Genomic DNA, 25,655 nt, shown 5'->3' with positions numbered 1-25,655 from the left:
TGTCATCATCGGTGAACCAAATTTGCAGGAGTAATGAGTAATGAGTAATGAGTAAATATCCCAGGACTTACGCAAAATACCTCTCAAACTCTTATTCCTCCGTGTTCTCTGTGCCTCTGTGGTTCGATTTTCCGTTACCTGTGCGTAAGTCCTATATCCATTACTTATTACTCATTACTTAAAGAACGCGAAAAATAACTTTTCCCACTGCAAATTTTACTCCAGCCTTGGATTGGAAAGGATTGTGCATGAATTTTTAACCCCTGAAAAGTTACAAAATCAACACCCTAGGCAGAGCCTCCAGTAGCTTGACAAGAGGCAGAGCCTCTTTTGAATACATTCCCAGCCTGGAGGCTGGAAACAAGGCGACACAAGCCTTTGGGCTTTTATTAATGCCATTCCATCATAAGCCTATCAAAGTTTCAGACAGTTCTTGCATAAGTCCAAGACCTTGTAGACTCAACGCTAATTTTTACAATACAACCAAAAATGTTAACCAGAAAGCAATTTTTAACGATGAGTGCAGGTTTAGGATTAGGAATTCTGCTTCCCGAAGTACTTAAAGCCAAGAGAACCTATGCAGCTTCGCCTCGACTCTCAAAATTTACCGAGTCTCTGCCCATTTTCTACCCGATTTCACCACCTAGTACCTTAGATATTGCACCAGGTAAACACTCGTTCCACAGCAGCTTAGGGTCTTTTACCACCTGGGGTTACGGCGGATTGTCTTATCTTGGCCCCACTTTTGAGGTAACAAGGGGAACGCCAGTTAAGATTCGGGCATTCAACAAACTCGGTACTCATCCATTAGCTGGATCAGTTGATACAAGCTTACATGGTGTCAATGCGTCTGACATCACTAACCCACGAACAGTCATACACTTACACGGCAGCAATACCGAACCTAACAGCGACGGTTATCCAGAAGATACGTACCTGCCCGGACAGAGTAATGTGTATAACTACAACAACAATCAAGAAGCCGGGACACTCTGGTATCATGACCATTCCCTTGGCATGACTGCCTTGAACCTCCAAGCCGGTCTGGCTGGGATGTATCTGATTCGGGATGAGGACGATCCTATCGGTGGCAATGGCCCTCTTGGTATCCCTGCTGGAGCGCCCTATGAAGTGCCATTGATACTACAAGATCATTCGTTCAAATCCGATGGTTCGATGTCTTTTCCAGCTAAATGGGATCATGAGTTTTACGGTGATGTTGCTGTCGTCAACGGTAAAGCTTGGCCAAACCTCAATGTTGACCGAACTTTGTACCGCTTTCGCATCGTCAACGCTTCAAACTCCCGATTCTTCAGACTTAAGCTGTCGTCAAATCAGCAACTAATTCAAATTGGCTGTGATGGGGGATTCTTGAACGCTCCAGTATATTTGTCTAAGTTACTGCTGGGGCCAGGTGAACGAGCTGATGTGCTAATCGATTTTTCTACAAGCCTGCCAGGAGATAAGATTGTATTGCAAAATGACGCTGCTGCACCGTATCCCAAGGGTTTGGCTACGGTCATTGACCAGGGTTACTTTAGAATGCCAGAAATCATGCAGTTTACGGTGAATCGTGGTGCTGCTGTTCTTAAAGCGATTCCCATACGGCTGCGAGTAAACAATCCATTGATAACAAAGATTGCTACCAAACCAGTAAGACAGCGCAATCTGGTTCTAACAGATATTTTGAACTCTAACTTTCAGGTGTTAGCGATGATGCTCAACGCGGTTTACTGGCATGAAGCAGCCAACCACCCAGAATTGAGGGAGCAACCACAAGTAGACACAGTAGAGCAGTGGAACTTCATCAATCTACAGCCATTCGCCCACACAATGCACCTGCATCTAGTGCCATTTCAAATCCTCAACCGCCAATCAATTAATGATACTGCCTACTCCGCAGCATACAGGGCTACTGGGCCGCGTAAAGTACTTATGCACCATGCACCTGGTGGAGATAGAGTGCCATTCGGTTATCCACCACTCGACCCTACTCCCTATTTAAAAGGTTTAGCAAAACCACCAGCAGCGAACGAAGCTGGTTGGAAGGATACTGTGATAGTTAATCCGTTTGAGGTTGTTCGTGTCATAGTGCCCTTCGGTGCTAAAGCCACAGCGAATTTACCTTTTGGCAATTCATTTACTGGACGCTTCGTGTGGCACTGCCACATGCTTAATCACGAGGATAACGACATGATGCTACCCTTTGACGTGCTGCCGTAGCTCCTACCAATAGCTATTTGTTACACAAATAAGTAGTCATAAAAAATCATTGTTAATAGTGGTTTTAAATAAAAGGGAAAATGGAATGAATTTTGATAAAAAGCTCGCAGTTACCATCACTAGTACAGCCTGCCTTTTAACAACTATGATGGCTCCTGTTTCAGCCGCAATTTTTAATTTTTCCTACTCTGGTACGAGTGTACTTGACCCAAATGATATTGTTACAGTTGCAGGAAAATTAACAACTAACCCCTACGATTCAGCCACAAATAGTTATGAAATTGTAGATATTACTGGCACAAGAAATGGCAACCCAATAGAGTCTTTATTATCTCCAGGATCATTCCTTGACAATGACAATCTCTTATTAGCTGAAACTCCGACTTTGGATGAATTCGGATTTGCTTACACCGTAGGAGGAGCGACATATAATGTGTTTTACACTTATGACTATTTAGAAATAGGGGAGCAAGGTTATTACACAGGTTATCCCCTCACTTCTTTTTCTATAACACCTGTCCCTGAGTCTTCGTTAATGTTAGGTATATTAAGTATAACTGTTTTAATGGCTATCAAAAAAAATAAACGGTAGGTTTGCTCATTTGAAAAACTCGATAATCCCAACTCGGAGGTTGCTAATTATGGTCAAATGATAGAGACAATTCATCAGCAACAGCATCACCTAATTCACTAAAATGAACCAGATCGTAAATAAACTTTGGAGGCTACTTCATATAGTTGTATCTAGAAGTTTAAAATATCTAACGATTCTTCTATTTCTAAATCTAATATTATTTCTCGTGTATCTTTGAGTGCTTCTAGTTTACCTTCTTTACGATAGATGTCTGCTGCTTTTTGAAAATCTTCAATTGCTCCCTGTTTATCTGCAATTTCTAAACGAATATTACCACGGTTATAATAAGCATCAGCATAATTAAAATTAATCTCGATTGCCTGAGTATAATCTTCAATTGCGCCTTCAAAGTCTCCTAAATCTGAACGAGCATTCCCACGGTTGTAGTAAGCATCAGCATAACTAGGATTAATCTGGATTGCCTGAGTATAATCTTCAATTGCACCCTCAAAATCTCCTAAATCTGAACGAGCATTCCCACGTTTTTTATAAGCTATGGCATCTTGAGGATTAATCTTGATTGCTTGAGGAAATCCTGGCTGAGAGCCTAATAAATAACGAGTAATTCCACGGTTTTTATAAGCATCAGCATAATGAGGATTAATTCTAATAGCCTGGGTATAATCCTCAATTGCTCCTTGGTTATCTCCAATATGAGAACGAGCTTCAGCCCGATTCTTATAGGTTACGGCAACATTAGGATTAATTCTAATAGCTTGAGTATAATCATTAATGGCTTCCTCTAATCGCCCCAATTGATAGAAAGTTAAACCTCGTTTATTGTAAGATTTAGCATCATGAAGGTTTATCTGAATTGCCTGTGAATAATCTGCGATCGCAGCTTCATAATCTCCTATTTGATAGTGAGCTAAACCTCGTTTATAATATAAGTCAACATCACCATGATTAGCTTCTAAAGCTTGATTATACTTGGTAATTGCATTCAAATATTCTCCTTTTTCAAAATATTCATCACCCAATTTTATGTAAAGTCTATTTAAATCTTCATCACGATATTCAGGTTGAAAAGAAGATTTGATTACCTGATGAATAGTTGGTTTAGATGAAATTTCTTGTTTTGGGAGATATTTATAAATAGGTGGTTGTTGCCGAGAAGAATTATTTATAGAAGATTGTAACTGTTCTAGATAGCACCATAAACCACCACCATATAGTAATTGTTCTATTCCAAAAGAAATTTTACCAGTCTTCAACTTAATCATCCGGGTTGGGAGAAAACCAGCCAAAAAAAGATGATACTCAGATTGTGCTTCACTCACATCTTCTTGAATTAAAATGCAAACTACAACTGCATTTTTTTCAACCTCTTCAGAACTAATTGACCATCTAACTCTGTCAATGCGACCATGACGAGATTTAACCTCAATACCAATAGATGGGTCAGAAGTCAAGGTAAAATCTATATTACCATCGCCGCCAAATCGCTTTTCATAATCGACTTCGGTAATAAAATCAGCTAAACGTTCCTTGACAACTTCCTCTCCTAACTTCCCTTTGAGATAGCTAAGAAAAACATCACGCACTGGTAAAACACGCTTATATTTCTCAGCCATCTGCCAGCAAAATTCCCGTAGTGCCTTTAATCTCTCTCCAGAAATTATAGTTAATTCACTATATTGACCTTCTGTTTCACAATGAAGCAGACAACCAGATGCTAACCTTTTAATAAAATCAGACTGTAGCGATCGCAGTAGTGTAATCCAGTCCATTTATATTTCTGCGAATCTTTTGATGAGATTATTCTATTAAAATATCCATTCGGCGTAAACCTTTTAATTAGCTTGGGTGATATTCCCAAAAATTGGTTACTATTTTGCAATGATTCTTAATTTAACTTAATATATTAAAATTGGCAGAGGGTGAGATAGGGGTTAAAGCAAGTATATAAAGACATAGCACCCTCTCTCAAACATCGCTGCTTTTTAGAGTCGAGTATAAGTGGTGAATTATTGATAGATTTGCCGGAGTTCTTCTAGATTATTCACAGTTTTGATACTGGTGAGAATAGCACTTAATATCTCTACGTTCTGTATTTGGACAATCTCTGGTAACATTGTTAACCCTTCACTGCCAAATTTTAGTTCCAAACCCATTTCAATACCTTCAAGGAGTCCTTCTCTTTTTCCTTCTTTTTTTCCTTCCCGTTTTCCTTGTTCAATACCCCTTCTTTCTACGCTGGTAATATACGGCATTTTCTTTTCCTCCTCATATAGAGTTACTTCTTGCCAAAAACTGTTCTCTAATTCTTCAGGTAATCTCATTACCCAATCGATGAATCGAAACAGGTTAATGATATCTTCGCGCTGATAACCTTTTTCGTAGAGTCGTTTCGTTAAATCAAGCTTCCAGCGTTTGCGGCTTTGGTCATCTTGGCGTGTTTCCTTTGCCTTCAAATGAGCCATCACTACTGTAGCAAATGGGTTAGAACTTGCTTCTAATTCCGTCCATTGTTGGCTATATTCAAGTAATTTTACAATGGGAAACTTGAATTTGACTTCGCAACCCCATAGTTCATCGCTAAATTGATTTGGTTTCCATGTGGGGCGATCGTCACCTAAGACGGCTAGACTAGCTATAGACCGATTGTAACGGTCAAACAGTCGGTAGTGATAGACGTACATCCTCTGGACAAAGTTGGTTTCTTCAGAACTTTGGACTTCCAGATGGACTAATACCCACCTTTCTTCGCCATTACGTCGCCAGACTTGAACGAGTTTATCAACGAATCTTTGCCCTAATTCAGCATCTCGAACGACTTGCTGTAACTCTTTGTCCAGAAAAGTATAGCCTCGCTTCCAGTCTATTCCCTCAGCAGCTACAGGAAAGAAAAATTCAATGCACTCTTGAAAGTAGGTTTCTATAGCTTCTTTCCAAGGGCTGTCATATTCATCGTTAGACATTGGCGGGATTTACATTAGTTTTGAAGATGCGGCCATGTCTGATTATGCCAGAGTTTTGAAGAGTTGGGAGAGTGCGATCGCTTTGCGTCATCATCTGACAATCGTCTCACAAGATAGCGATTTTGAGCGCATAGGACAAGTGAGAGAGTTATCTTGCGAATCTTGGCTGTAAGTTGAATTTTATAACGGGAGTGCGATCACGTTAAACATTTTGCGATCTATAGATACCCAACTATAACTGCAACTGGCTTTAATAAAAATAGAAAAAACAACAGTGTCCCAGTTAGCGGTAGTGACTTGAAATACATAAATAGAAGATGATAATTTTTGGAATATAGAAAACTTTCTACAAAATATAATCTTAGTATTGAGATATACAAATGTCAAATAATCAAAATAAGGGCGATGCCATTGACATAATTGATCAGGCTCTAATGGAAGCAGAAAATTCTTTAGATGATACCATAAAGAATTTAACACAGTTTCAGAAATTGCTAGATCAGCCTTATTTAAAAAAATGGCGAGACAGAATTCAAGAAATTACTAACACTAAATCTAATTTAGGTAAACTTCGCCAAGAGTTGAAAAAACAAAGAGATAAAGATGATGACAATGCAATTAAAAAACATTTACAAGCAGAGATACAATTAAGGGATAAAGCTAAGAAATTAAAATGATTTATCTTTAATAGTATCTATTAACAAGTTAATATAAAGTTTAAGTTCTTTGCGTGATTTTGGGGAAAGATCACGCATATCTATGCTCTCTAAAATAGACCTTAGCGCTTTCTCATAATCTTCTACATATAAATCATCTATAATTGGATAAAATGTATTTTTTAAAGCCTTTTCAAGAGCATTAGGTCTACAATTATTAAGGCAGTGAGCAACCAATTTCAAATAGATTTCAAGATGTTCGGAAAATAAACTGAACTCTTCTTGAGTATACTTATCTCTACCATTCCTTTTGATTTTTAAGGTGGAGTAACTGCCTAAAACTTTTTCACTTACTTCATTTGATATATTTTTACTATTCTTCAATAGCCATATCCCTGCTTTTTGGCTATTCTGACAACGTTCTTGTAAAAATTTAAGTTTTTCATCCAATGACTTCTGTGTATTTGATAGTTTTTGTTGAATATTTTCGACAATTGCTGAATCTGGAAAAATCTCGGCTATGCTTTTTGCTATTAAGTTTGGTGGAATCATTAATTTATTTAAGATATTTAATTCTCCTCTTGAAACAGGCTGCTTTAAACTATTCTCAGATACTTCTTGCTGACTCCTATATGACATCACTGCAACAGTTAAAGAAACGATTGCAATTGGGAAACCTATGATTGTAGTTATGTCAGATAAAAAACTAACTAAGGACGTAGTGGTGTCAGAAAAATTAAATTCTGTAGTACTTGTTGTGGTAGAGTTTGGCAATATCATCATATCTATCCTGATAAATAACACTCTTAAAACTGCTTACTTTGAGCTAGCTAAGAAATTAAAAAAATATTGATGATAGGTGAAACAAGCTTTGTGCAATACTCTGTATAAGGTGCATTATCACCCTATGTGGTTTTTATTATTGTTGTTAAAGTTTGATTTGCGCTGATTTTTATTAACTTCTATTCATTAATCCTCAGTAGCATTTCCTTTTCCTCAATCATTGCTTTACGAATGCGCTCAATCATATAACTAGCAGTATTTTTATTAACCCCAATTTCCTTGGCAAGCTGACGCACACTAATACTCCCTGGAGAATTTAGCACAAGGTGAATCGCTACAAACCACTTTTGTAATTCTACATGAGTCTTGTGAAAAAGTGTACCTACTGTAACACTGTATGAAGTAAAGCATTCATTGCAGTGATATCTACGCTCATTCTTGTATCCGGTGGCGTTGATTGATTCGCAATATGGACACTTTGGCTTTCCACCCCAGCGAATTTGCTCAAGTAGGGCAAGGCATTCTTCGTGATTTCGTGACATGGTTATTCTCAGAACTCTGAGAATAACCATGTCAAAAATTACTCTTTAATTTTCTAGCAATATGTATCAACCGTTAAGGAAAAGCAAGGTAATATTGCGATCGCAATTTTTATTTTTTCGTATAAAATACCCTGCTCCTTACTTGCGGGTTAAGCTAGGATTCTAAGAACAACTAGTAAGGGCTGCACCACATTGCTCTTCCCTTGTCAACCAACCCTTAACACCTTGATATTCTACCTGCGCCCAATCTCCCTGACAGCCTAACAATTTGACAGCCGTATTAGCAGGAATTCTTCTCAGTTTTTGGCTTTTTTGACTACTACTAGCATAGAAATCTACGCCGTTAGTACCGTAGCCTCGCGTTGTTAAGCCTAACTTTGGCACGAATACCCATCCAGTTCCTTGAAAACCATTGCTAGCATTAGTAATCTGCACCCAATTTCCAGCAGCACCAATAACCTGAACTGTTTCCTTAATGGGTATTTGTCCTATAATGACGTTATTTGTACTTGCACCACTCCGCACATTTAACCCTTGCGAATCTGTATCGGTGACGTAGGCAAAAATATCGCACTTTTGAGAATTACTTGATTTCGCTAAACTTATTTCACTAGCTATACCAATATTGAGTATCACACTAATACAACTGAATGCCAATCCGATCGCTAACTTTGATGCTGGATTTTTCACTTTTTTTGTCATAATTTATTCAAGTTTCTGGCATCAGTACTCAAGGTGGAGTCTTATTGATATCTCCGAATCTACATAAACTTCAATACGCGATAAATCGCGTCTCTACATTAGGGTTTTGTTGCTCTATCTAAACTGTATTGATCTATAGTAGACCTCTTGCAAAAGTGCCTTTTGCAAGAGGTCGGGAAAGGGGGAAAGGTTAAAGGGGAATGTTAATTCTATCCCTTTTCCCTTTAACCCTTACCCTTTACCCGACTTATGCAAGAAGTCTAGTTACTTCATATCATAGCCAAACAAATTCGGGTCTACTTCTCCTAACTGCAACTCTGCCAAACCATACTCCGCCCATCGTCTCTCAACCATCGCCGCCACATCTGGGTCTGATTCCAAAGGCGAACCCCATTCATGGTTTGTTTCCGGCGGAATCTTTGTAGTCGCATCAATTCCCATCCGTCCACCTAAGCCAATCTTTTCACTAGCAAAATCCAAGGTATCAAAAGGTGTATTCGGCAAAATAAAGACATCCCGCACTGGGTCAACTTTGGAACTAATCGCCCAGACAACTTGACGCGGATCGCGAATATTTATGTCTTTATCCACCACAATTACAAATTTGGTGTAGGTAAATTGTGGTAAAGCACTCCAAAACGCTAAAGCCGCCCGTCGCGCTTGTCCTGGATATGCTTTATCAATGGAAATAATCGCCGCTTTGTAACTCAAAGCTTCCATTGGCAGGAAGAAATCGACAATTTCTGATACTTGTTGCCGCAGTATGGGCGTATAAATACGATTTAGCGCGATCGCCATCATCGCTTCTTCTTTGGGTGGACGACCGCTAAATGTTGTTAAGTAAATCGGATTTTTCCGGTGCGTCATACACTCAAAGCGTACCAACGGCGAATCTTCCACGCCGCCATAATAACCCATGTGGTCGCCAAAAGGCCCATCTGGTAAAACTTCCCCTGGTGTAATCGTTCCTTCTAAGACAAATTCGGAATCTGCGGGAACTTCCAAATCTACAGTTTTGCATTTTGCTAACTGCACGCCAGAACCGCCGTAAAGTCCGGCAAACAGCCATTCTGATAAATCTACAGGGATGGGTGTAGCTGCTGCCATGATAATTAGAGGATCTACACCAAGTGCGATCGCAACTTCTAATTTTTTCCCACGTTCGGCCGCTTTTCGCAAATGCCTCGCCCCACCCCGCACCGATAACCAGTGAACCGTCATCGTATTTTTAGATTGCAGTTGCAAGCGATACACACCTACATTTGGAGTACCAGTCTCACAATCCTTGGTAATTACTAATCCCAGCGTGATAATCTTGCCAGCATCACCAATATAAGGACGTATCAAAGGCAACTTATTTAAATCTAAATCATTACCTTGAAGCACAACTTGCTGACAAGCGGGGAAAAAGTCTCGTCCTGGTTTCGCCTTCACCACATCAAACAGCACTTTGCCAAAATCTATTGCCTGGGAAATCTTCTTCGGCGGTTTTGGCTGTTGCAGCATACTCAATTTTTTCCCCAGAGTTTCCAACTCCTCTGGATGCTGCATATTCATCGCCCAGCAAATCCTTTCCACAGTTCCCATCAAATTCACCGCCACCGGAAAGGAAGCGCCTTTGACGTTTTCAAACAACAACCCTGGGCCACCTTTTTGCAGCATCCGGTTGGAAATCTCAGCAATTTCCAAGTCTGGGTCAACTAAAGCTGAAATTCGCCGTAATTGTCCTTTTTCTTCCAAAATTTTAATGAATCCCCGCAAGTCTCTTGCCATTGTTCTAATAAAGCTGATTATTTAAGAAGTGTGAAGCGCTTTCTTATATTATGGGGCATTGGGGATTGGGCATTGGGAAGAGGCAAAGAAGAAATTTGTTCAATCATTCTCCCTTGTCTTCCCTGCCTCACCATTCGGGAAATTGTTGGTTTTAATTCAATACAGTAGACCTCTTGCATAAATCAAAAATAAGAAAGAACCCCACCCCGCCAAAGCTACGCTTTGTCTCCCCTCCCCGCAAGCGGGGAGGGGTTGGGGGTGGGGTGTTAGGGACTTTTGCAAGAGGTCTAGTCCACAAAATCCTAATGTAGAGACGCGATAAATCGCGTCTTGGTTTATCGCGTTTTGAAAAACCAATTATCTAGGTTGAATAATTCTTAACCCAAGCCTATTGGGTTTTAATTGGAAATTAACCTATTTAGTAACTTTTCTTAACTGTGTTTTCCGAAGCATTTAGTTATTGTATTTAGGGATACGCAATTATTTTGTACAAATAAGCGCTAACCAATCAAACATGGCCGGAATATACTATACCTTCCTGGCAGGCGGACTTGTTATATAGTCCCTGCTAGGTTTATTTGTTACAAGCTTTAAATTTATTTCTAAATTTTCGTGAGTTTGCGTTAGCGTAGATCAACTCAATCATTTTTCCAACATCATTGAACGAAGAATCCTACACTTAAAAAGTGTGAAATATTCAAGTAATAATGTTAACTTTGCCAGTGTCAATATCGTAACAAGCGCCAACAATTTTTAGTTTACCTTCACCGATCAATTTAGCTAAAATAGTTGAGCTTTCTTGCAATTTTTCAGTCTGATACTGAATGTTGGCTATAACTGCATCTTGCATATGATCGCCAGTTCTGAACTTTATCCTTTCTACAGATGGTTTGATACCCTCAATAATCAAACCAATTCTGCCAGGAAGTGGTTCGTTTTTGATTGCTTCTGCTACTGCACCACATCTTCTATGACCCAAAACCATAATCAACTGCGAACCCAATACTGCTGTAGAATATTCCAGACTACCTATAACCGTGTCACTGACAACATTACCAGCAACTCGCACAACAAATAAATCTCCAAGTCCTCGATCGAAGACAATTTCCGCAGGTACTCTAGAATCTGCACAGCCTAAAATGGCAGCAAAGGGATACTGAGCTTTCGCAACTAATCGTAAGCGTTCTAGTGATTGATCGGGATATTGACGTTTTTGATGGATAAATCTTTGATTACCATCAAGCAATCGTTTGATGGCTTCATTCGGACTGATTGAATTAGGGTTAATTGGGTGAATATCAGCAACAGCAGTTTGCTCTGTATTCCAAAAGCTATCACCAAAAGTAGTAGCTGCAATACCTACGACACCGGCGAATTTCAAGAAATTACGTCGCCCGACAAATCCATTAATTCGACTCATCAATCTACCTGACAACAATAAAGCTGTTCTCAAGAAGATATCAGACTTAACTAAAATGCAAGAGTACTTAATTACACGGTTTAAGAGTCATTTAATATTCGCGTGATTTAGAGTGGTTATAATCCAGTTTCCCTTGGCGATGAAAGCAGATTAATAAGCGATACAAGATAGTCGTTGAAGCCGCTTTATCACTCCTTGTCTAAATTCTAATAATCAATAAGATCGTAATTTTTTAAGTCTTTCTGTGGATAAATTTTAGATAGGTAGAATTCATAATCCATGAGTTAAAATGGGCTTATGCCTCGTTGTGGCAACAGAAGCACAACAGTCTTTATAGTTGGTTTTAAGACTTAGATTGTGTATTTAACTCACTTCAAATATTCTGTAAATATAGGAATATTATCTTTTAATCTATTAGTCAGTATTGAGACGATACATCTAGCTATTTTAGAGGATGTTTGAAAAGTATTGGGCGAATAGGATTCGGTAATACACAAACTCTCTTCCACTTCCGTAGACTAATACAAAAAAGGGTTTTGCCTGTGTAGCCGATATTTCCAATTGCCAGTTAATAATAAATTAGACTTTTCAAACAACCTCTAAAAGCGTAAGCGTAGCTCGTTTAGTGTTTGCTTCTTGATTCACTCAGGCACAAAGCTCTGTTCTGACGTTCATTTTCAAAAGTTTGTGGTTGACTGAAATTGGTTCTCTGGCTAATAATGTGTTTTTTCTAGTCAAATTTAAAGTACTTCTATCTAAACTCAGGTTAGGCATCTCTTGCCAACAGTGCCGGCAGAACCAGTAGGTTTCTTGTAAACGAATGTGACGAAGCATTTGGTTAGAACAGCAAGGGCAGTTTGTCATAGTATTGTTGTTTTATTAAAAAAGTTAAACACAAATAAGTAGTTTGCTCTTGGCTTAACTACCAACAGCTTTAATTTATAAACAGAAAATAAAGAACTAATAAAGAAATGACGGTAGTTAAAAAACTTTAGAAAATATTAACAATTACTTGATTAGCTTAGCCTAGCAAGAACCGCAGGTATCGCTCACTCTCTAAGACAGTCTATTTATACAAGAACGATTACGCCCATTTGCTTTGGCTTGATAAAGGGCTCGATCTGCTGCCTGAATCAAATCCAAAGGAACCATATTAGATGTGGGAATCACTGTGGCAATTCCGATACTCAAAGTGACGTGGTGTTTCACAGGCGATGCCGCATGGGGAATATTTAGCTGTTGGATAGCTTTATGAATTTCTTGGGCAACGTGAAAAGCCCCATCACTAGCAGTGTTAGGCAAGATGACAACAAACTCTTCTCCGCCATAACGAGCAGCTAAATCTCTAGAACGTTTGACACTTTGTTTGAAAGCTTGGGCAATAAAGCGCAAACAATCATCTCCGGTTGCATGACCATAAGTATCGTTATATTGTTTAAAATAATCAATGTCGCATAAAAGTAGTGAGACAAAACCTTGTTCTCGTAAAAGATATTGCCAGACAGAATTAAGCTTAATATCAAAACATCGGCGATTGGCGATTTGAGTTAATTCATCCACCATTACCATATTTTCAAGCTGCTGGTTGGCACGCTGCAATTGTTGATAAAGTTCTGATTGCTGAATAGCGATCGCTACCTGTGTTGCCAATTGCTGAAGCAGTTCGCTTGCCCAAGGTTGCCACTGACGCGGGGCGCTGCAATGATGAGCAACCAAAAGACCCCAAAGGCGATCGCCTTGTAAAATTGGTACAACTAGCTTGGCTCTGACTTGCAACCTTTCCAATAACTCCACATGACAAGGGGCAAGTCCGGCGGTGTAGATGTCTGGAGTAACTCTGAGCGTACTTTCTTGATAAGACTGTCCCTGTATTTTGACAAAATAGTTGTCTGTAATTTCCATATTCAAAATCGATTGCCAACCTGCTGCTACAGACTCCGTGACAATCACACCACTCCAATCACGGTTAAAGCGATAGATGATGACGCGATCGGTTTGCAAAAAATGTCGAACTTCAGCAACAGTGGTGTTTAAGATTTCATTCAAGTCTAAAGACCTACGGATATGTTGAGCGATCGCATAAACCATGCGTTCCCGTTCTGTTTGCTGTTGCAGGGCAATTTGTGCTTGTTTGCGCTCTGTGATATCTGTAAATGATGTCACCACCGCAGATGGTTTTGATTCATCAGATTCAAACAGTGGTTGAGAATTGATTGAAATCCAAGTCAAACTGCCATCAGGTTTATGAACTCCCATAATCACATTAAATTGGGGTTGTCCAGTGCGTAAGGTGACAATGGCGGGGTGAGTTTCGCCTGGAAAAGAAGTACCATCTTCATGAATAGCTCGCCATAGCAAAGCGATGGAAGTTCGCCCCATCATTTGATTGGCTGTTAACCCTAAAATTCTTTCGGCACTGTCATTACAGGCGGTGATTCTCCCATCGGATTGCTGTAGGACAATACCTTCTGCCATCGCTGTAATTACGGAACGATAGCGTTGTTCGCTTTCTCGCAGCGCTTCTTCCATACGCTTGCGTTCAGTAATATCAGTATGAGTTCCTAGCATCCGTAGGGGAAAACCATTCTTGGCGCGACTCGAAACTTGACCCCGATCTAGAATCCACTTGTAGGTTCCATCTTTGCACTTAATCCGATATTCACTGACATATTGTTGGGTTTCACCGGACAAATGCTTGCTAATCTCCTCGTAAACCCTCGCTTTATCATCTAAGTAAACCCGCTGTTCCCATTCACTGAGGGTATTTCCAATTTCATGCTCTGCAAACCCTAACATTTCTTTCCATTGTCGGGAAAAAAAGACTTCGTTAGTTTCAGCATTCAAATCCCAAACTCCATCACCATTTCCTTCCAAGGCATACTGCCATCTTTCTTCACTGGTTTTGAGTGCGGCTTCGATTTCTTTACGTGGGGTGATGTCTTCAAAAATATACAACCGCCCAAAATATCGATCCTGAATATCCCGAATTTGACTGGAAAAGCGGCGAATCGTTCGCCCATCGACAAATAAAATTTCATCCTCAATCGTGCAACGATTTTCTTCAGACTGCAACGGTTTATAGGATTCGACAAATGCCGATACATCGACAATTGAAGATATGCAATCAGGAATGATGTCATTATTTTTTAAAGCACCCAAACGCATTTGGTCTTCTAGATGTTCGATGCCCCAAATTTTACAGAATTGGTGATTGAAATAGAGGATTTCGTCGGTGTGATTGTCAACAACAAAGAATCCCAGCAAAGAAGTGTCAGTCATGGAACGCAGTAAAGCTTCCCGCCAGCGCAATTCTGATTCTGCACGCTGGTGTTCTTGTAGTGCAGCTTGTTGCTTGGTAATATTCTTTTCGTTGACGAGGATGATGGAGTTACCCGTTACCGGATCGCGGGTGCATCGTATATCCACCCCATGCCATTGAATCCCCTCAGTAGTAAACACCTGAGCCTCTATGCTGAACGCCTCACCGACATTAATCGCTTTCATCGCTTGTTGTCCAACACTCTTGTCAACAAAGTGACTCAGGAAAATATTCTCAGCTGACGAGTTAGGGTACAGGGTATCCCGATAACAGCGCAGGGCTGCCGGGTTTTGCATCAAAGGTACACCATCCATCGTGTAAAGCGAGATCATTACTGTGGTGTGACGTAGGGCTTCAATCGATCTGAGTGTTTCTCGATCGATCTGATTGATAATTTCTGTCGATCCTTCAACCAGCATCGCCATTCGCCCTTCTTCAATTTGAATTCCAGAAAAGATGCAGCGCAGAGAAACAGGTTTTCCTTCTGGGTAAAATGTCCAGTTTTCAGTGATGGTTTTTCCTTGCTGAAATTCTTGCAAATAGCTTTGCATTTGAGTGTGAGTAAACTGAGAAACATCACTGAAGTTGCGACTGAGCAATTCTTCTCGACTTTCAGCATTCCAAATATGCAGAGCGGATTGATTCGCCCACCACATCTGCAAGTTTTGAATATCATAAATCCAAACTGGAGTTTGTAATCGGTCAAATGCAATCAAGTCTGCAACTGATATATTCTTTGGCAATGCTGTTTTTGTGATAATGGAACCTCTAAAATTCTGATACAGAGTTCTTTTAATTGACTTCAACTTTGGCTGAACTGTCAAATTTTTCAGGTTTTGATTGAGTTGCAGCGTTAGTTTTTGGCAGGATGTAGCCCTTTGCTGATGGCGTTCTGCTTCCCCAAGAGCGATTCCTAGCTCTGCGGCTATCAGTTGGAAATACTCAATTTCTAAAGAACTCCATTGACGCGAGCCACTGCACTGGTGGGCAATTACTAAGCCCCACAAATGAGGATATGTACTAGAAACTCCATCAAGTTCTTGATTGTTTACTAAAATTGGTACTACTAAATTAGCTCGAATCTGCAAGTCCGTTAATAGTTTTTTGTAACAAGGGTCAAGGATTGTAGTATGAATGTCTTCAATGACACCAACGCTTCCATCTCGATATCGTTCTACCCATGTCGCATTGAAGTAAGGATCGTAAATTAATTGCCCTAGAATCGGTTTCCATCCATTACTTACAGACTCTTCTGCGATAACTCCATCTCCATCGGAAAAAAAGCGATAGATAATGGCGCGATCGCTTTCTAATGTTGTTCTAACTTCGCTGACAATAATCTTGAGAATTTCACTCACTTCAAGTGACTGATGAATTTGATCGGCCAGCATCCTAATTCGATCGAGGATTTGCTTTAAATCAATTTCAGAACCCGATAGACGATTGAAGAGCATAATAATATCTATGTATATGCACTTAGCTGAATGTAAAATTCACCTCTAGTATTTAATTTTATTCCAAATTACCTAAAACGTTAAGTTAAATTTAAGCTTAAAGTTGATATACAGCAGAATTCAGAATTCAGGAATCAGAATGGGCTGCACCCCGCTGCGCTAACAGAAGTAAAACAGGCTTTATACATGGCTTTGAGACTTAGCTTGTGTACTTCACTTTCCTTGAAATTCGCTGTAGCAATCCAAATTGAAAAGTGATAAAATGTATAGGCAGAAAATAAGTATCTATAAGTGTTTCAGCGATTTTCTTTATTACTAATAATTTAAGATTGCTCTTATTGGTAATAACTTCAAAATCCAACCAATTGCTCAAAATTTAAGTATATGTGAAATTGTTGAAATGATTATATAGCAGATACTTCACGTGTATATATCACTAAAATGTAGTTCATAAAATTCATTAAATTTTATTAAACACCATAAAATAAAACTAGCGGAAGAACTGATTTTATTAAACTTATTAAGTTTAGGTATCAAAGTCTTCTTAATTTTGACTTCTGGATTCTAGATTCTGGATTCTGAATTCTTACGGATGTTTTACCCATTCTTGTTTAATCTTTTAGTCAAGTAAAATCCCAACCCAGCAATTGAGCAACCTGAGCCGGGAGGGTAACTGGATTAAAGGGTTTGAGTATTACACCTGAGACTTGATACTGTCGCAAAATTTGCGAATCCAACCATCGCGCTTTCGCACTGAGAAATACTACAGGAATAGCTTGAGTTTCTGGATGATTTCTTAGTTTATTCATAAACTCAAAACTAGCCAGATCGCGGATTGAGATATCTAATACAATCGCATCAGGAGTATGGTGTACTGCATTCTGCAATCCTTCTAATGGAGAATCTGCTGTCACCACATTCCAACCAGCTAAATCTTGGAGGCAAAATTTTACTATCTCACGGACATGCAGTTCATCATCAATGAGCAATATCGTTTTGCCGATTATATTTACCTCCTTTAGCATGTTCATTTGATTTCATATACCTTTCTTAGTTACAGATAAAAGGTTTTCATCTGTAATCAAAAAAAATACATTACAAAAATAAAAAACTAATAAAGATATAGATTTTGTTACCAAACTTAACTATTAATCGTCCCACCCCAGAATCTCACTAACTTCGTTGCAAATAGAGGTGGGTTCAAAAGGTTTGGTGATAATTCCGGCAATTCCCATCTGCGCAAAACGGGCGCGATCGCTTCCTTGGACTTTCGCTGTTAATAGAATCACTGGAATCCCTTGAGTTGCTGAATTTGCCTGAAGTTTTTCGTAGACTGCAAAGCCGTCCATGTCAGGCATAGAGACATCAAGTAGAATGGCATCAATAGGTTCTGTCTGGGCGATTTTTAGTCCTTCTGACCCCGATACAGCAGTCAGGGTGTCCCATCCTCCCAAGTCTTCTAAACAAGCTTGTACTAATTCGCGGATTCGTTCTTCATCATCCACAATTAACAATTTTTTAGTCATTTGTCATTTGTCATTTGTCATTTGTCATTGGGAGTGCTGAGTTAGGAGTTAGGAGTTAGTATTATCTCCTCTGCCCCTCCGCCCCTCTGCCCCTCCGCCTAATTTCCCGGCATTGGCAGAGTGAAGAAAAACGTGCTGCCAACACCAAGAGTACTTTCAGCCCAGATTTGTCCACCATGCCGATCAATAATACTACGACAGATTGCCAATCCCAAGCCTGTGCCGCCTTTGGTGCGAGAATCAGAGGCATCTACTTGCTGAAATCTTCCAAAGATTGCTTCTAACTTATCTGCTGGAATACCTCGGCCTCGATCCGTTATTTGGAATAGGACGCGGTCTGTTTGCTGTTGGACACTGAGAGTAATAGTAGAATCGGCAGGCGAGAATTTAATCGCATTACCTAACAAATTGGTGAGTGTTTGCACAATGGCATCAGCCGCCGCCCAAACTTGAGCATTGGTAGGGTGGATCTCAAAAGTAATATTTTGCTGATTGGCGATCGCTTGCACTACGGCTACTGCTTGTTGAATTAAATCAGCCGCATTGCAGGTGGTTTTTTCTAAGACAGCTCGATCCGATTCTAAGCGTTCCAAATCGAGAATATCGTTGACAAGACGCACTAAGCGATCGCTGTCGATGGCTGCAATCTCAATCATCCGCTTAAATTTGTCTGGTTTTTTGTCGTAGATACCAGTTTGTAGTAAGCCTAGTGCTGCGCGAATTGCAGTTAAGGGAGTGCGGAGTTCGTGACTCACAATGCCAATAAACTCACTCTTGATCAGATTAATTTGCTCTAATTCAGTAATGTCTTCCGCAATCCCAGCAATCCGAACTAACTCGCCTAGTTCATTTTTGATCGGAAATGCGCGATCGCGAACCCAACGGATTGAACCATCAGCGCGAATAATGCGATATTTGTTATCATAGTGCCCTGTTCTGAACTTTTCAATGAATTCAATTTCGACGCGCTGACGATCTTCTGGGTGAATTGCATCTAACCAATTTGAATGGTTATGATACAAGTCCTCACAACTTCTTTGCCAGATGGTTTCATAAGCGTTGCTCACATATAGAACTTGTTGATTGCGAATATCTTTGATCCAAAATATTGCTTGGATGTTTTCTGCCATCTGACGAAACTTTTCTTGGCTCTCGCGTAAAGCTTCTTCGATGCCTTTGCGCTCAGTGATATCTTGGTGAACCGCAACCAGAACGTCGCCGTAGTCGGGATGCCTGAATACAGAAGCCGTCACACTACACCAAAATGGCGTACCATCTTTTTTAAGATTCTGGACTTCGTAGGTGGCTTCAGTATTTTGTAAGATGGCAGACAGAGTGGCTTGATTTACATTTTGAGTAGTTACCGATTTGGTGACACAGTTCACAATCGAAACGTGTTGACCGTTGAGTTCACCAGAGTCATAGCCAAACATCTGCTCAAATTTCGGATTGGCATAGACAATGATTGCATTATCAATTCTCACTAAGCAAATGCCTTCCCCCATATTTCGGGTAATTACAGCCTGAAGTTCCAGCATTTGCGACTGTTCTAAAAGTGTGAGTTGGATTTGTTGCTGCTGTATAACTGTTTTTTGTAGGCGATCGTTCGTCTCTGTCAGTTGTGCAGTGCGTTCTTGCACCCGTTGCTCAAGTTCGGTATTCAGTTGTTGTAGGTCAATTTCTGCCTGTTTGCGCTCTGTTAGTTCTGTCTGTAACTGTTTGAACAAATCTGCTTGCTGAATAGCAATGCTTACCTGCGCTCCTAACTGCCGCAACAGAGCAATTTCTGAAGATTGCCACTCACGAGGAGCCGCACATTGATGAGCTGCCAGTAATCCCCACAATTCATCTCCCAAAGAAACGGGAACGACCAGATTTGCCCTCACCTGGAGACTTTCTAAAAATGCAACGTGACAGGGACTAATTCCAGCAGTATAAATATCAGTTTTGGCAGTGACTAAGCCTTTTTTAAAGGGTTCGACGTTCTCTTCACCAATGCAAGGGTCATGAATCTGGAGTGGTAAAATCGGCATCCATTCCGGTGCAACAGACTCAACAATCGTAGTTCCTCCCCAACCTGGATAAAATTGGAAGATAGTGACGCGATCGCACTCCAGAAATTGCCGCACTTCATCGACAGTAGTTTGCAAGATATCTTGTAAATTTAGCGATCGCCGGATACGCTGGGTCATCTCCATCACTAAGCGCTGTTGCTCAAATTGCTGTTGCAGCGTTTCTTGTGCTTGTTTGCGATCGTCAAGAGCCATCCGCAGTTGTTCGGCATTTTCTTGAGACAATTGTTGGTTGAGTTGTTGAATCTTCCGTCTGCTGTACTGAAGATTGCTAGTGATTAGGTTAATCACCAAGGCAACCAGTAAAAAGATACTTAGCCGCAATAATTTTTCTGGTTGATCGAGCCAGAATTGGTATCGCGGAGGCATGAATAAATAATCAATTGCTAGTGTCGAAAGGACAAGTGTAACGATCCCTGGTCGAAAGCCACCATACCAAGTACTTACAATAATAGCTATATAGAAAAAAGCACCAATGGTTCGGGAAATAAGCGGTTCTAGCCAGAGTGACAGCAGCAGGGCGATCGCAGCTGAACCAATAGCCACACTGTAGGCTAATAATTGCTGATAATTTCTCATCATGCTTTACTTCTCCCTGCCTGAGAGCGCCAACGCGTTCTTTGAATGCGGCTCAGTACCCGTGTCACAAGTTCTGGCCCTAGCACTGGCTTGCTGATAAAATCATCGGCTCCGGCAGCAAAAGCTTGCTGAAGAAATTCTGCTTCGGTATGGGCTGTAACTACTAAAATCGGTAAATCTCCCCACTGCGCATCCTGGCGCACGACTTTGCACAACTCTAATCCGTTCACTATCGGCATTTCTAAATCTAGCACCACTAAATCAGGAGATGTTGCAATCAGCACCTTCCAAAATTGTTGTGATTGAGAGAGGGTGATTACTTCCAGCCCCCAAGGAGTTAACAACGCCGATAATCCAGCCAGTATTACAGGGTCATCGTCTACGATTAAAACTTTGGCTTCGGAAGTTTGAGGTTGAGGTAAGACACGAGCGATCGCCTGAAAAATCTCCTCGGTTGTCGCCGGTTTATGCAAAAATTGTCTAGCTCCTAAACGCGATACTTTCAGTCGATCTGCTAGGGTATCTCGTCCGGTAAAAACAATTACTGGGATATTTGGCGATCGCTCTACTATCTCGCTCAATAATACTAATCCGTCTTCCTCTGTTGTAGTAAAACTTAAATCCAGTAAAACTGCGTCAGGAGTTTTTAAGGAAAAAAGCGATCGGGCGGTTGCTAAATTTGGTGCAACCTTCATCCTAATTCCCCATGAATCGGCTTCTGCTTGCAACTGCTCCGTCAGCATAGTATCATCATCGATTACTAACAGCCGATGAGTTTGCCTCATCGGAACGCTTGGAGCAGTGGAAGTGACAGCAGGCTTAGTTAACTCTTGCTGTAATGCTGTTACCAGTTGCGAGAAATTAGAGATTTGCTCTGGAGATAGCGAGGAATCTTCAAGCAGCAAATGTTCTATTTTTCGTCCGAGCCGAGAACCCTCTGGATAACCAAATGACCCCATTGAACCTGCTAGCTTATGGGCTTCACGCAATGCATTCTGCTGTAAATCTTCATTTAAATTTCCTGCCAAGAGTGCGGTTTTTGCTTGCTCCAGCACTGCAACCTGTCCAACAAAGGAATTACGAAATCGCTCCAGCACCCGATTTACAGAAGTCATATCTTTGGAGCCGGGTTTTTTCTTGCCATCTTGATTTTTTTCCCCAACAGAGATGGGGCGATTAGGTGCAGGCTTGAGGCGATAGCCCATGCCATATACTGTTTCTAGAAGTTCTTCTGCTATACCTGCTGTTTTCAGTTTCTTGCGCAAGTCTTTAATATGAGTCGTAACTGCATTTTCAGTCGGTGCATCCCCAAATCCCCAAAGCCGATCTAGAATCACTGCACGACTAAAGATCCGGTCTGGGTTTTGCAAAAACAACTCCAGCAGTTTGTATTCTGTGGCTGTGAGGAGAATTTCCTGCTCATTACAAGTTACTCTGCCGGCACTTGGATCTAAACAGAGATTTCCCCAGGTTAAGATAGATGATGAGATCGCCCCATTACGTCGTAATAAAGAGCGAATTCTGGCTAGTAATGCTTCTGGGTCAAAGGGTTTGATGACGTAATCATCTGCTCCGGCATCTAACCCCGCCACAATATCTGCATTAGAGTTTTTCCCGGTTAACAACAGAATAGATTTACGGTAGCCTTGCTTTCGCAGTTGCCGACACAAGGTAATCCCATCCAGTTTCGGAATTAGCCAGTCTAGCAAAATCAACTCATATTCAGTCGATAGCGCTAGTTCTAATCCAGCTTGTCCATTGCTTGCAATGTCGATAGTATAACGATTTGCACTCAACAACTCGAAGAGTGCTGTACTCAGTAATACGTCATCCTCTACCAACAAAATTTTCATAAGTTGTATCAAAAGAGATGCTTATGGCATCTTCGCGATCGCAGGACACACCCTCTGCGCAGTCAAACTTTTGTATAATTTTAATATATTGTTACAAACAACACAACAAGTTAATTTATATTTTGCAATGTGACATATTTATTTGCAAACCTTAATAAAAAAAGTAGTATTTCCCTTTACTTTGATTATGAGAAATTTATCTAATTATTTTTTCTGTAAAAAATTAGAATCCTCATTAAATCTTTAGATTTATAGATTATTTTTTGAAAGTCTCAATTCTGCTCTATAAATTATGCAATACCTATACTATCTGGCAAATGCTAGTCTGACACTGCGGGTTGTGGAATATTTTAGTAGGAATGACTTTTCTGTGGAATTTATTACTGTAATTAATCAATTTCATGGTTGGGTAATCAACGTCAAAATCAAATCTTTTGTACCGGAACAAAAAGATAAAGATATTAAAGCTTTCTTGAGCGAAGTGGGAATTATTTACTCACCACCCGAATTTATTAGTAATGTTCTGAGCAGTTTGGCAGATGGAGAATCAGCAATTAATGTTATGGAACGCTATAAAGTAGCCGTAGTTTCTCATGGTAGACCGCAACCTAATGAAATTGAAATATTCCGACAAAGTTATATCCGTGGATTGGGCTACTGTCCGCAACACTTAGCTTGACATAAACTTAGACAACTACAGAATCAAGCACTGCCATCCCCGACTTACAATCTGTGCCAGTGTATTTGTACTATATATTTTCTGTTTGATTGCTAGCCAGTTGTAGTGTTCGTGCAGCGTCTCGTAGAGAAGCGGTGACGCTTGTGCTGCATCCACCTTAAGGTGGTTGGGAGAGCGTGAACGTCAACAACTGGCCATTGGGTGGGATTTTGAGACGGGAATTGATCCCTTGTAGAATTTTCTCAATGTCCCTGTAACCCTGTTGATATATAAATTAAAACTGCAACAGAAAACTTTGGATGCCAAATTGCCAAAAGCGCTCAACACAATAGAATTCTTGCAAAAGTAACAAATGCCAAGATGTTGGGGAAAGGTTAAAGGTTAAAGGTTAAAGGTTAAAGGGGAAAGGTTAAAGGGGAAAGGTTAAAGGGGAAAGGTTAAAGGGGAAAGGTTAAAGGTTAAAGGTTAAAGGTTAAAGGGGAAAAATTCCATACCTTTACCCTTTACCCCTTACCCTTTTCCCCACAATGCCAAGAAGTCTAATAGACTTACATAAACGCTATATATATTTAGAAGGATCGGCTAGATTTGCAATCATACCTTGTATGGTAGTTCTGCACCCACTTTCAGATTTCATCGACTGCGATTTTGCGATCGCTGACTCATCTTGTAGCTATTGGTACGAAGGGCGTTGTCCGCAAAGTGGCAATCGCCTAAAATTACCCCGCACCTCAATGTCCGAAGCGATCGCTCACGGACTAATGCAATATCTTGCCAAGAATGACTATTATTCTCGTGAAGGAAAGATGTATGGAATCCTATTGGTTGAACTGCTTAATGGCGAACAACGGGTACTAAAAGCCTTTTCCGGTCTTTTGAATGGTTGCAGTGTGGTTGAGGGCTGGGTGCCGCCAATTCCGGGACGAGATGAGGTTGCTTTTGAGGAAAGCCGTACTTTGGCTGAGTTGGACGCGATTAAGCAAGAAATTATTACCTTGAAGCAACTAACCGAACGCCAGCAGTATGAAATCCTGTCTAATGACTTTGAGCAGCAGTTGCAAGCAATGAGCGATCGCCATCGCCATTGCAAACATCAACGACAGGAAAAACGTCAGCAAATCTGCAATACACTCACTCCCGAAGCGCTTACTATTGCCCTTGAACAACTTGACGAAGAGAGTCGTCAGCAGGGAATTGAGCGACGACAACTTAAACGCCAGCAAAATGCCGTATTACAGCCCCTACAACAGGTAATTGCAGCGACAGATGCCCGAATTAGCGAACTGAAACAACGGCGCAAAGCACTTTCTGGTCAATTGCAAGCTCAAATGCACGCTAGCTACAGCCTAACTAATTTTTCCGGGCGATCGCAATCATTGCAACAATTGATGCCAGGAGGTTCTCCCACTGGCACAGGAGACTGTTGTGCCCCAAAGCTGCTTCATTATGCGGCAACACATAATCTCAAACCCCTAGCAATGGCAGAATTTTGGTGGGGTGAGTCTTCCGTAAATCAGGATAAAATTCCGGGAGAGTTTTATGGAGCCTGTGCCGAGCGATGTCAGCCATTAATGGGGTTTTTACTCTCAGGGTTAAGACCTAACCCCCCAATCAGGGAAGAGGGAGTAAGAAGCTCCTCCCCTATCAGGGAAGAGGTTTGGGGAGAGGTCACTTTACCGATTATTTATGAAGATGAATGGCTGATTGCTGTAAATAAACCTGCTGGATTACTTTCGGTACCCGGTCGTTATCGCGATCGCCAAGATAGTGTCTTGAGTCGCTTACGTCATTTGTTACCTGATGGTATGGCGCTTATATCTGTGCATCGCCTAGATCGAGAAACTTCCGGGATTTTGTTATTGGCACGCGATCGCCAAACCCATCGGCAACTCAGCCAGCAGTTTCAGCAACGCCAGGTTCACAAGGTTTATGAAGCTATACTTTCCGGTGTTTTGACAATTGAGCAAGGTGTGATTGAACTGCCATTATGGGGAGATCCTGAAAATCGCCCCTATCAAAAAGTTGATTGGCAGCACGGTAAACCCAGCTTGACACACTTCCAAATAATGGTGAGAGAAGGAGACTACACCCGCGTAGAATTTACGCCACTAACAGGACGCACTCATCAGTTGAGGGTTCATGCAGCTGATGCAGGAGGACTTGGGGTAACTATTTTAGGCGATCGCCTTTATGGATGCCGTGCAGTTACCAGTCGCTTACACCTGCACGCCAGAGAACTTCGCTTCGAGCATCCACAGTTAGAAAAAACCCTGCATTTACAAGTAGTTACACCATTTTGAAGCTCAATGAAGAGGACGTGGGGACAAGGAGAATTAGGGACAAGGGAAAAGACTTATTGAAATTACTCATACCACTATTTCACGAAAGAATTGATACAAATTTTTTTGCCTCCCCTGCCTCCTCTGCCTCCCCTGCCCCCCCAGCCCCCTGCCCCCTGCCTATAAAGCTACGGTGTATACACAAGTCTTTGAGAGTTGCCTCACAGCGTTTAGATCCCC

18 protein-coding genes are annotated in these 25,655 nt (G+C 40.8%); 6 read left to right on the top strand and 12 right to left on the bottom strand.

What is annotated here, in order from left to right; all coding sequences use genetic code 11:
- Positions 1-516: 516 nt before the first annotated feature.
- Positions 517-2,223, top strand: coding sequence for a multicopper oxidase family protein (locus ACM0OX_RS29590; protein ID WP_414518591.1), 1,707 nt, complete (start codon positions 517-519; stop codon positions 2,221-2,223).
- An 85-nt stretch (positions 2,224-2,308) separates the two neighbouring features.
- Positions 2,309-2,815: a hypothetical protein gene (locus ACM0OX_RS29585; protein ID WP_414518590.1), complete on the top strand. Its 507-nt coding sequence runs from the start codon at positions 2,309-2,311 to the stop codon at positions 2,813-2,815.
- A 152-nt stretch (positions 2,816-2,967) separates the two neighbouring features.
- Here the strand turns inward: ACM0OX_RS29585 and ACM0OX_RS29580 are convergent, their stop codons facing one another.
- Positions 2,968-4,587 (bottom strand): tetratricopeptide repeat protein, encoded by a 1,620-nt coding sequence (locus ACM0OX_RS29580; protein WP_414518589.1) that lies wholly within the window; start codon positions 4,585-4,587, stop codon positions 2,968-2,970.
- A gap of 237 nt (positions 4,588-4,824) precedes the next feature.
- Positions 4,825-5,778 carry a cytosolic protein gene (locus ACM0OX_RS29575; RefSeq protein ID WP_414518588.1) on the bottom strand — a complete coding sequence of 318 codons (954 nt, stop codon included), beginning with the start codon at positions 5,776-5,778 and terminating at the stop codon, positions 4,825-4,827.
- A gap of 34 nt (positions 5,779-5,812) precedes the next feature.
- Here ACM0OX_RS29575 and ACM0OX_RS29570 point away from each other — a divergent pair, with 34 nt between their 5' ends.
- The gene (locus tag ACM0OX_RS29570; RefSeq protein WP_414518586.1) at positions 5,813-5,950 is read left to right on the top strand and encodes a hypothetical protein; all 138 of its coding nucleotides are present in this window, start codon (positions 5,813-5,815) and stop codon (positions 5,948-5,950) included.
- Positions 5,951-6,158: 208 nt separating this feature from the next.
- Positions 6,159-6,455, top strand: coding sequence for a hypothetical protein (locus ACM0OX_RS29565; RefSeq protein WP_414518584.1), 297 nt, complete (start codon positions 6,159-6,161; stop codon positions 6,453-6,455).
- Here the strand turns inward: ACM0OX_RS29565 and ACM0OX_RS29560 are convergent.
- The 10 genes from ACM0OX_RS29560 to ACM0OX_RS29515 all read right to left on the bottom strand — a co-directional run bounded on the left by ACM0OX_RS29560 (position 6,447) and on the right by ACM0OX_RS29515 (position 22,457).
- Entirely contained in the window at positions 6,447-7,217 is a 771-nt protein-coding gene (locus tag ACM0OX_RS29560; protein WP_414518583.1) for a hypothetical protein, read from the bottom strand. The genes ACM0OX_RS29565 and ACM0OX_RS29560 overlap by 9 nt on opposite strands.
- Before the next feature lie 179 nt (positions 7,218-7,396).
- Positions 7,397-7,759, bottom strand: coding sequence for a transposase (locus ACM0OX_RS29555; protein ID WP_414518581.1), 363 nt, complete (start codon positions 7,757-7,759; stop codon positions 7,397-7,399).
- Between the two features lie 162 nt (positions 7,760-7,921).
- Positions 7,922-8,461 (bottom strand): SH3 domain-containing protein, encoded by a 540-nt coding sequence (locus ACM0OX_RS29550; RefSeq protein WP_335194736.1) that lies wholly within the window; start codon positions 8,459-8,461, stop codon positions 7,922-7,924.
- A 264-nt stretch (positions 8,462-8,725) separates the two neighbouring features.
- Entirely contained in the window at positions 8,726-10,234 is a 1,509-nt protein-coding gene (locus tag ACM0OX_RS29545; protein ID WP_414518579.1) for a UbiD family decarboxylase, read from the bottom strand.
- A gap of 697 nt (positions 10,235-10,931) precedes the next feature.
- Positions 10,932-11,654, bottom strand: a complete 723-nt coding sequence (locus ACM0OX_RS29540; RefSeq protein ID WP_414518577.1) for a carbonic anhydrase — start codon at positions 11,652-11,654, stop codon at positions 10,932-10,934.
- Between the two features lie 1,056 nt (positions 11,655-12,710).
- Positions 12,711-16,427 carry a diguanylate cyclase domain-containing protein gene (locus ACM0OX_RS29535; RefSeq protein WP_414518574.1) on the bottom strand — a complete coding sequence of 1,239 codons (3,717 nt, stop codon included), beginning with the start codon at positions 16,425-16,427 and terminating at the stop codon, positions 12,711-12,713.
- 623 nt (positions 16,428-17,050) lie between these two features.
- Positions 17,051-17,458: a response regulator gene (locus tag ACM0OX_RS29530; protein ID WP_414518572.1), complete on the bottom strand. Its 408-nt coding sequence runs from the start codon at positions 17,456-17,458 to the stop codon at positions 17,051-17,053.
- A 117-nt stretch (positions 17,459-17,575) separates the two neighbouring features.
- Complete coding sequence (locus tag ACM0OX_RS29525; RefSeq protein ID WP_414518570.1) at positions 17,576-17,953, bottom strand: response regulator; 378 nt, start codon at positions 17,951-17,953, stop codon at positions 17,576-17,578.
- A 98-nt stretch (positions 17,954-18,051) separates the two neighbouring features.
- Positions 18,052-20,607 carry a PAS domain-containing protein gene (locus tag ACM0OX_RS29520; RefSeq protein ID WP_414518569.1) on the bottom strand — a complete coding sequence of 852 codons (2,556 nt, stop codon included), beginning with the start codon at positions 20,605-20,607 and terminating at the stop codon, positions 18,052-18,054.
- Positions 20,604-22,457: a response regulator gene (locus ACM0OX_RS29515; RefSeq protein ID WP_414518568.1), complete on the bottom strand. Its 1,854-nt coding sequence runs from the start codon at positions 22,455-22,457 to the stop codon at positions 20,604-20,606. Before ACM0OX_RS29515 ends, ACM0OX_RS29520 begins: the two co-directional genes overlap by 4 nt.
- Before the next feature lie 292 nt (positions 22,458-22,749).
- Here ACM0OX_RS29515 and ACM0OX_RS29510 point away from each other — a divergent pair, with 292 nt between their 5' ends.
- Positions 22,750-23,136, top strand: coding sequence for a hypothetical protein (locus ACM0OX_RS29510; protein ID WP_414518566.1), 387 nt, complete (start codon positions 22,750-22,752; stop codon positions 23,134-23,136).
- Between the two features lie 605 nt (positions 23,137-23,741).
- On the top strand, positions 23,742-25,436 hold the full coding sequence (locus ACM0OX_RS29505; protein ID WP_414518565.1) for an RluA family pseudouridine synthase: 1,695 nt from the start codon (positions 23,742-23,744) through the stop codon (positions 25,434-25,436).
- Positions 25,437-25,655: the final 219 nt, after the last annotated feature.

This window comes from Nostoc sp. PCC 9305 (genome assembly GCF_963920915.1).
GTDB lineage: Bacteria > Cyanobacteriota > Cyanobacteriia > Cyanobacteriales > Nostocaceae > Nostoc.
This window is presented reverse-complemented; position numbering and strand designations above follow the sequence as displayed.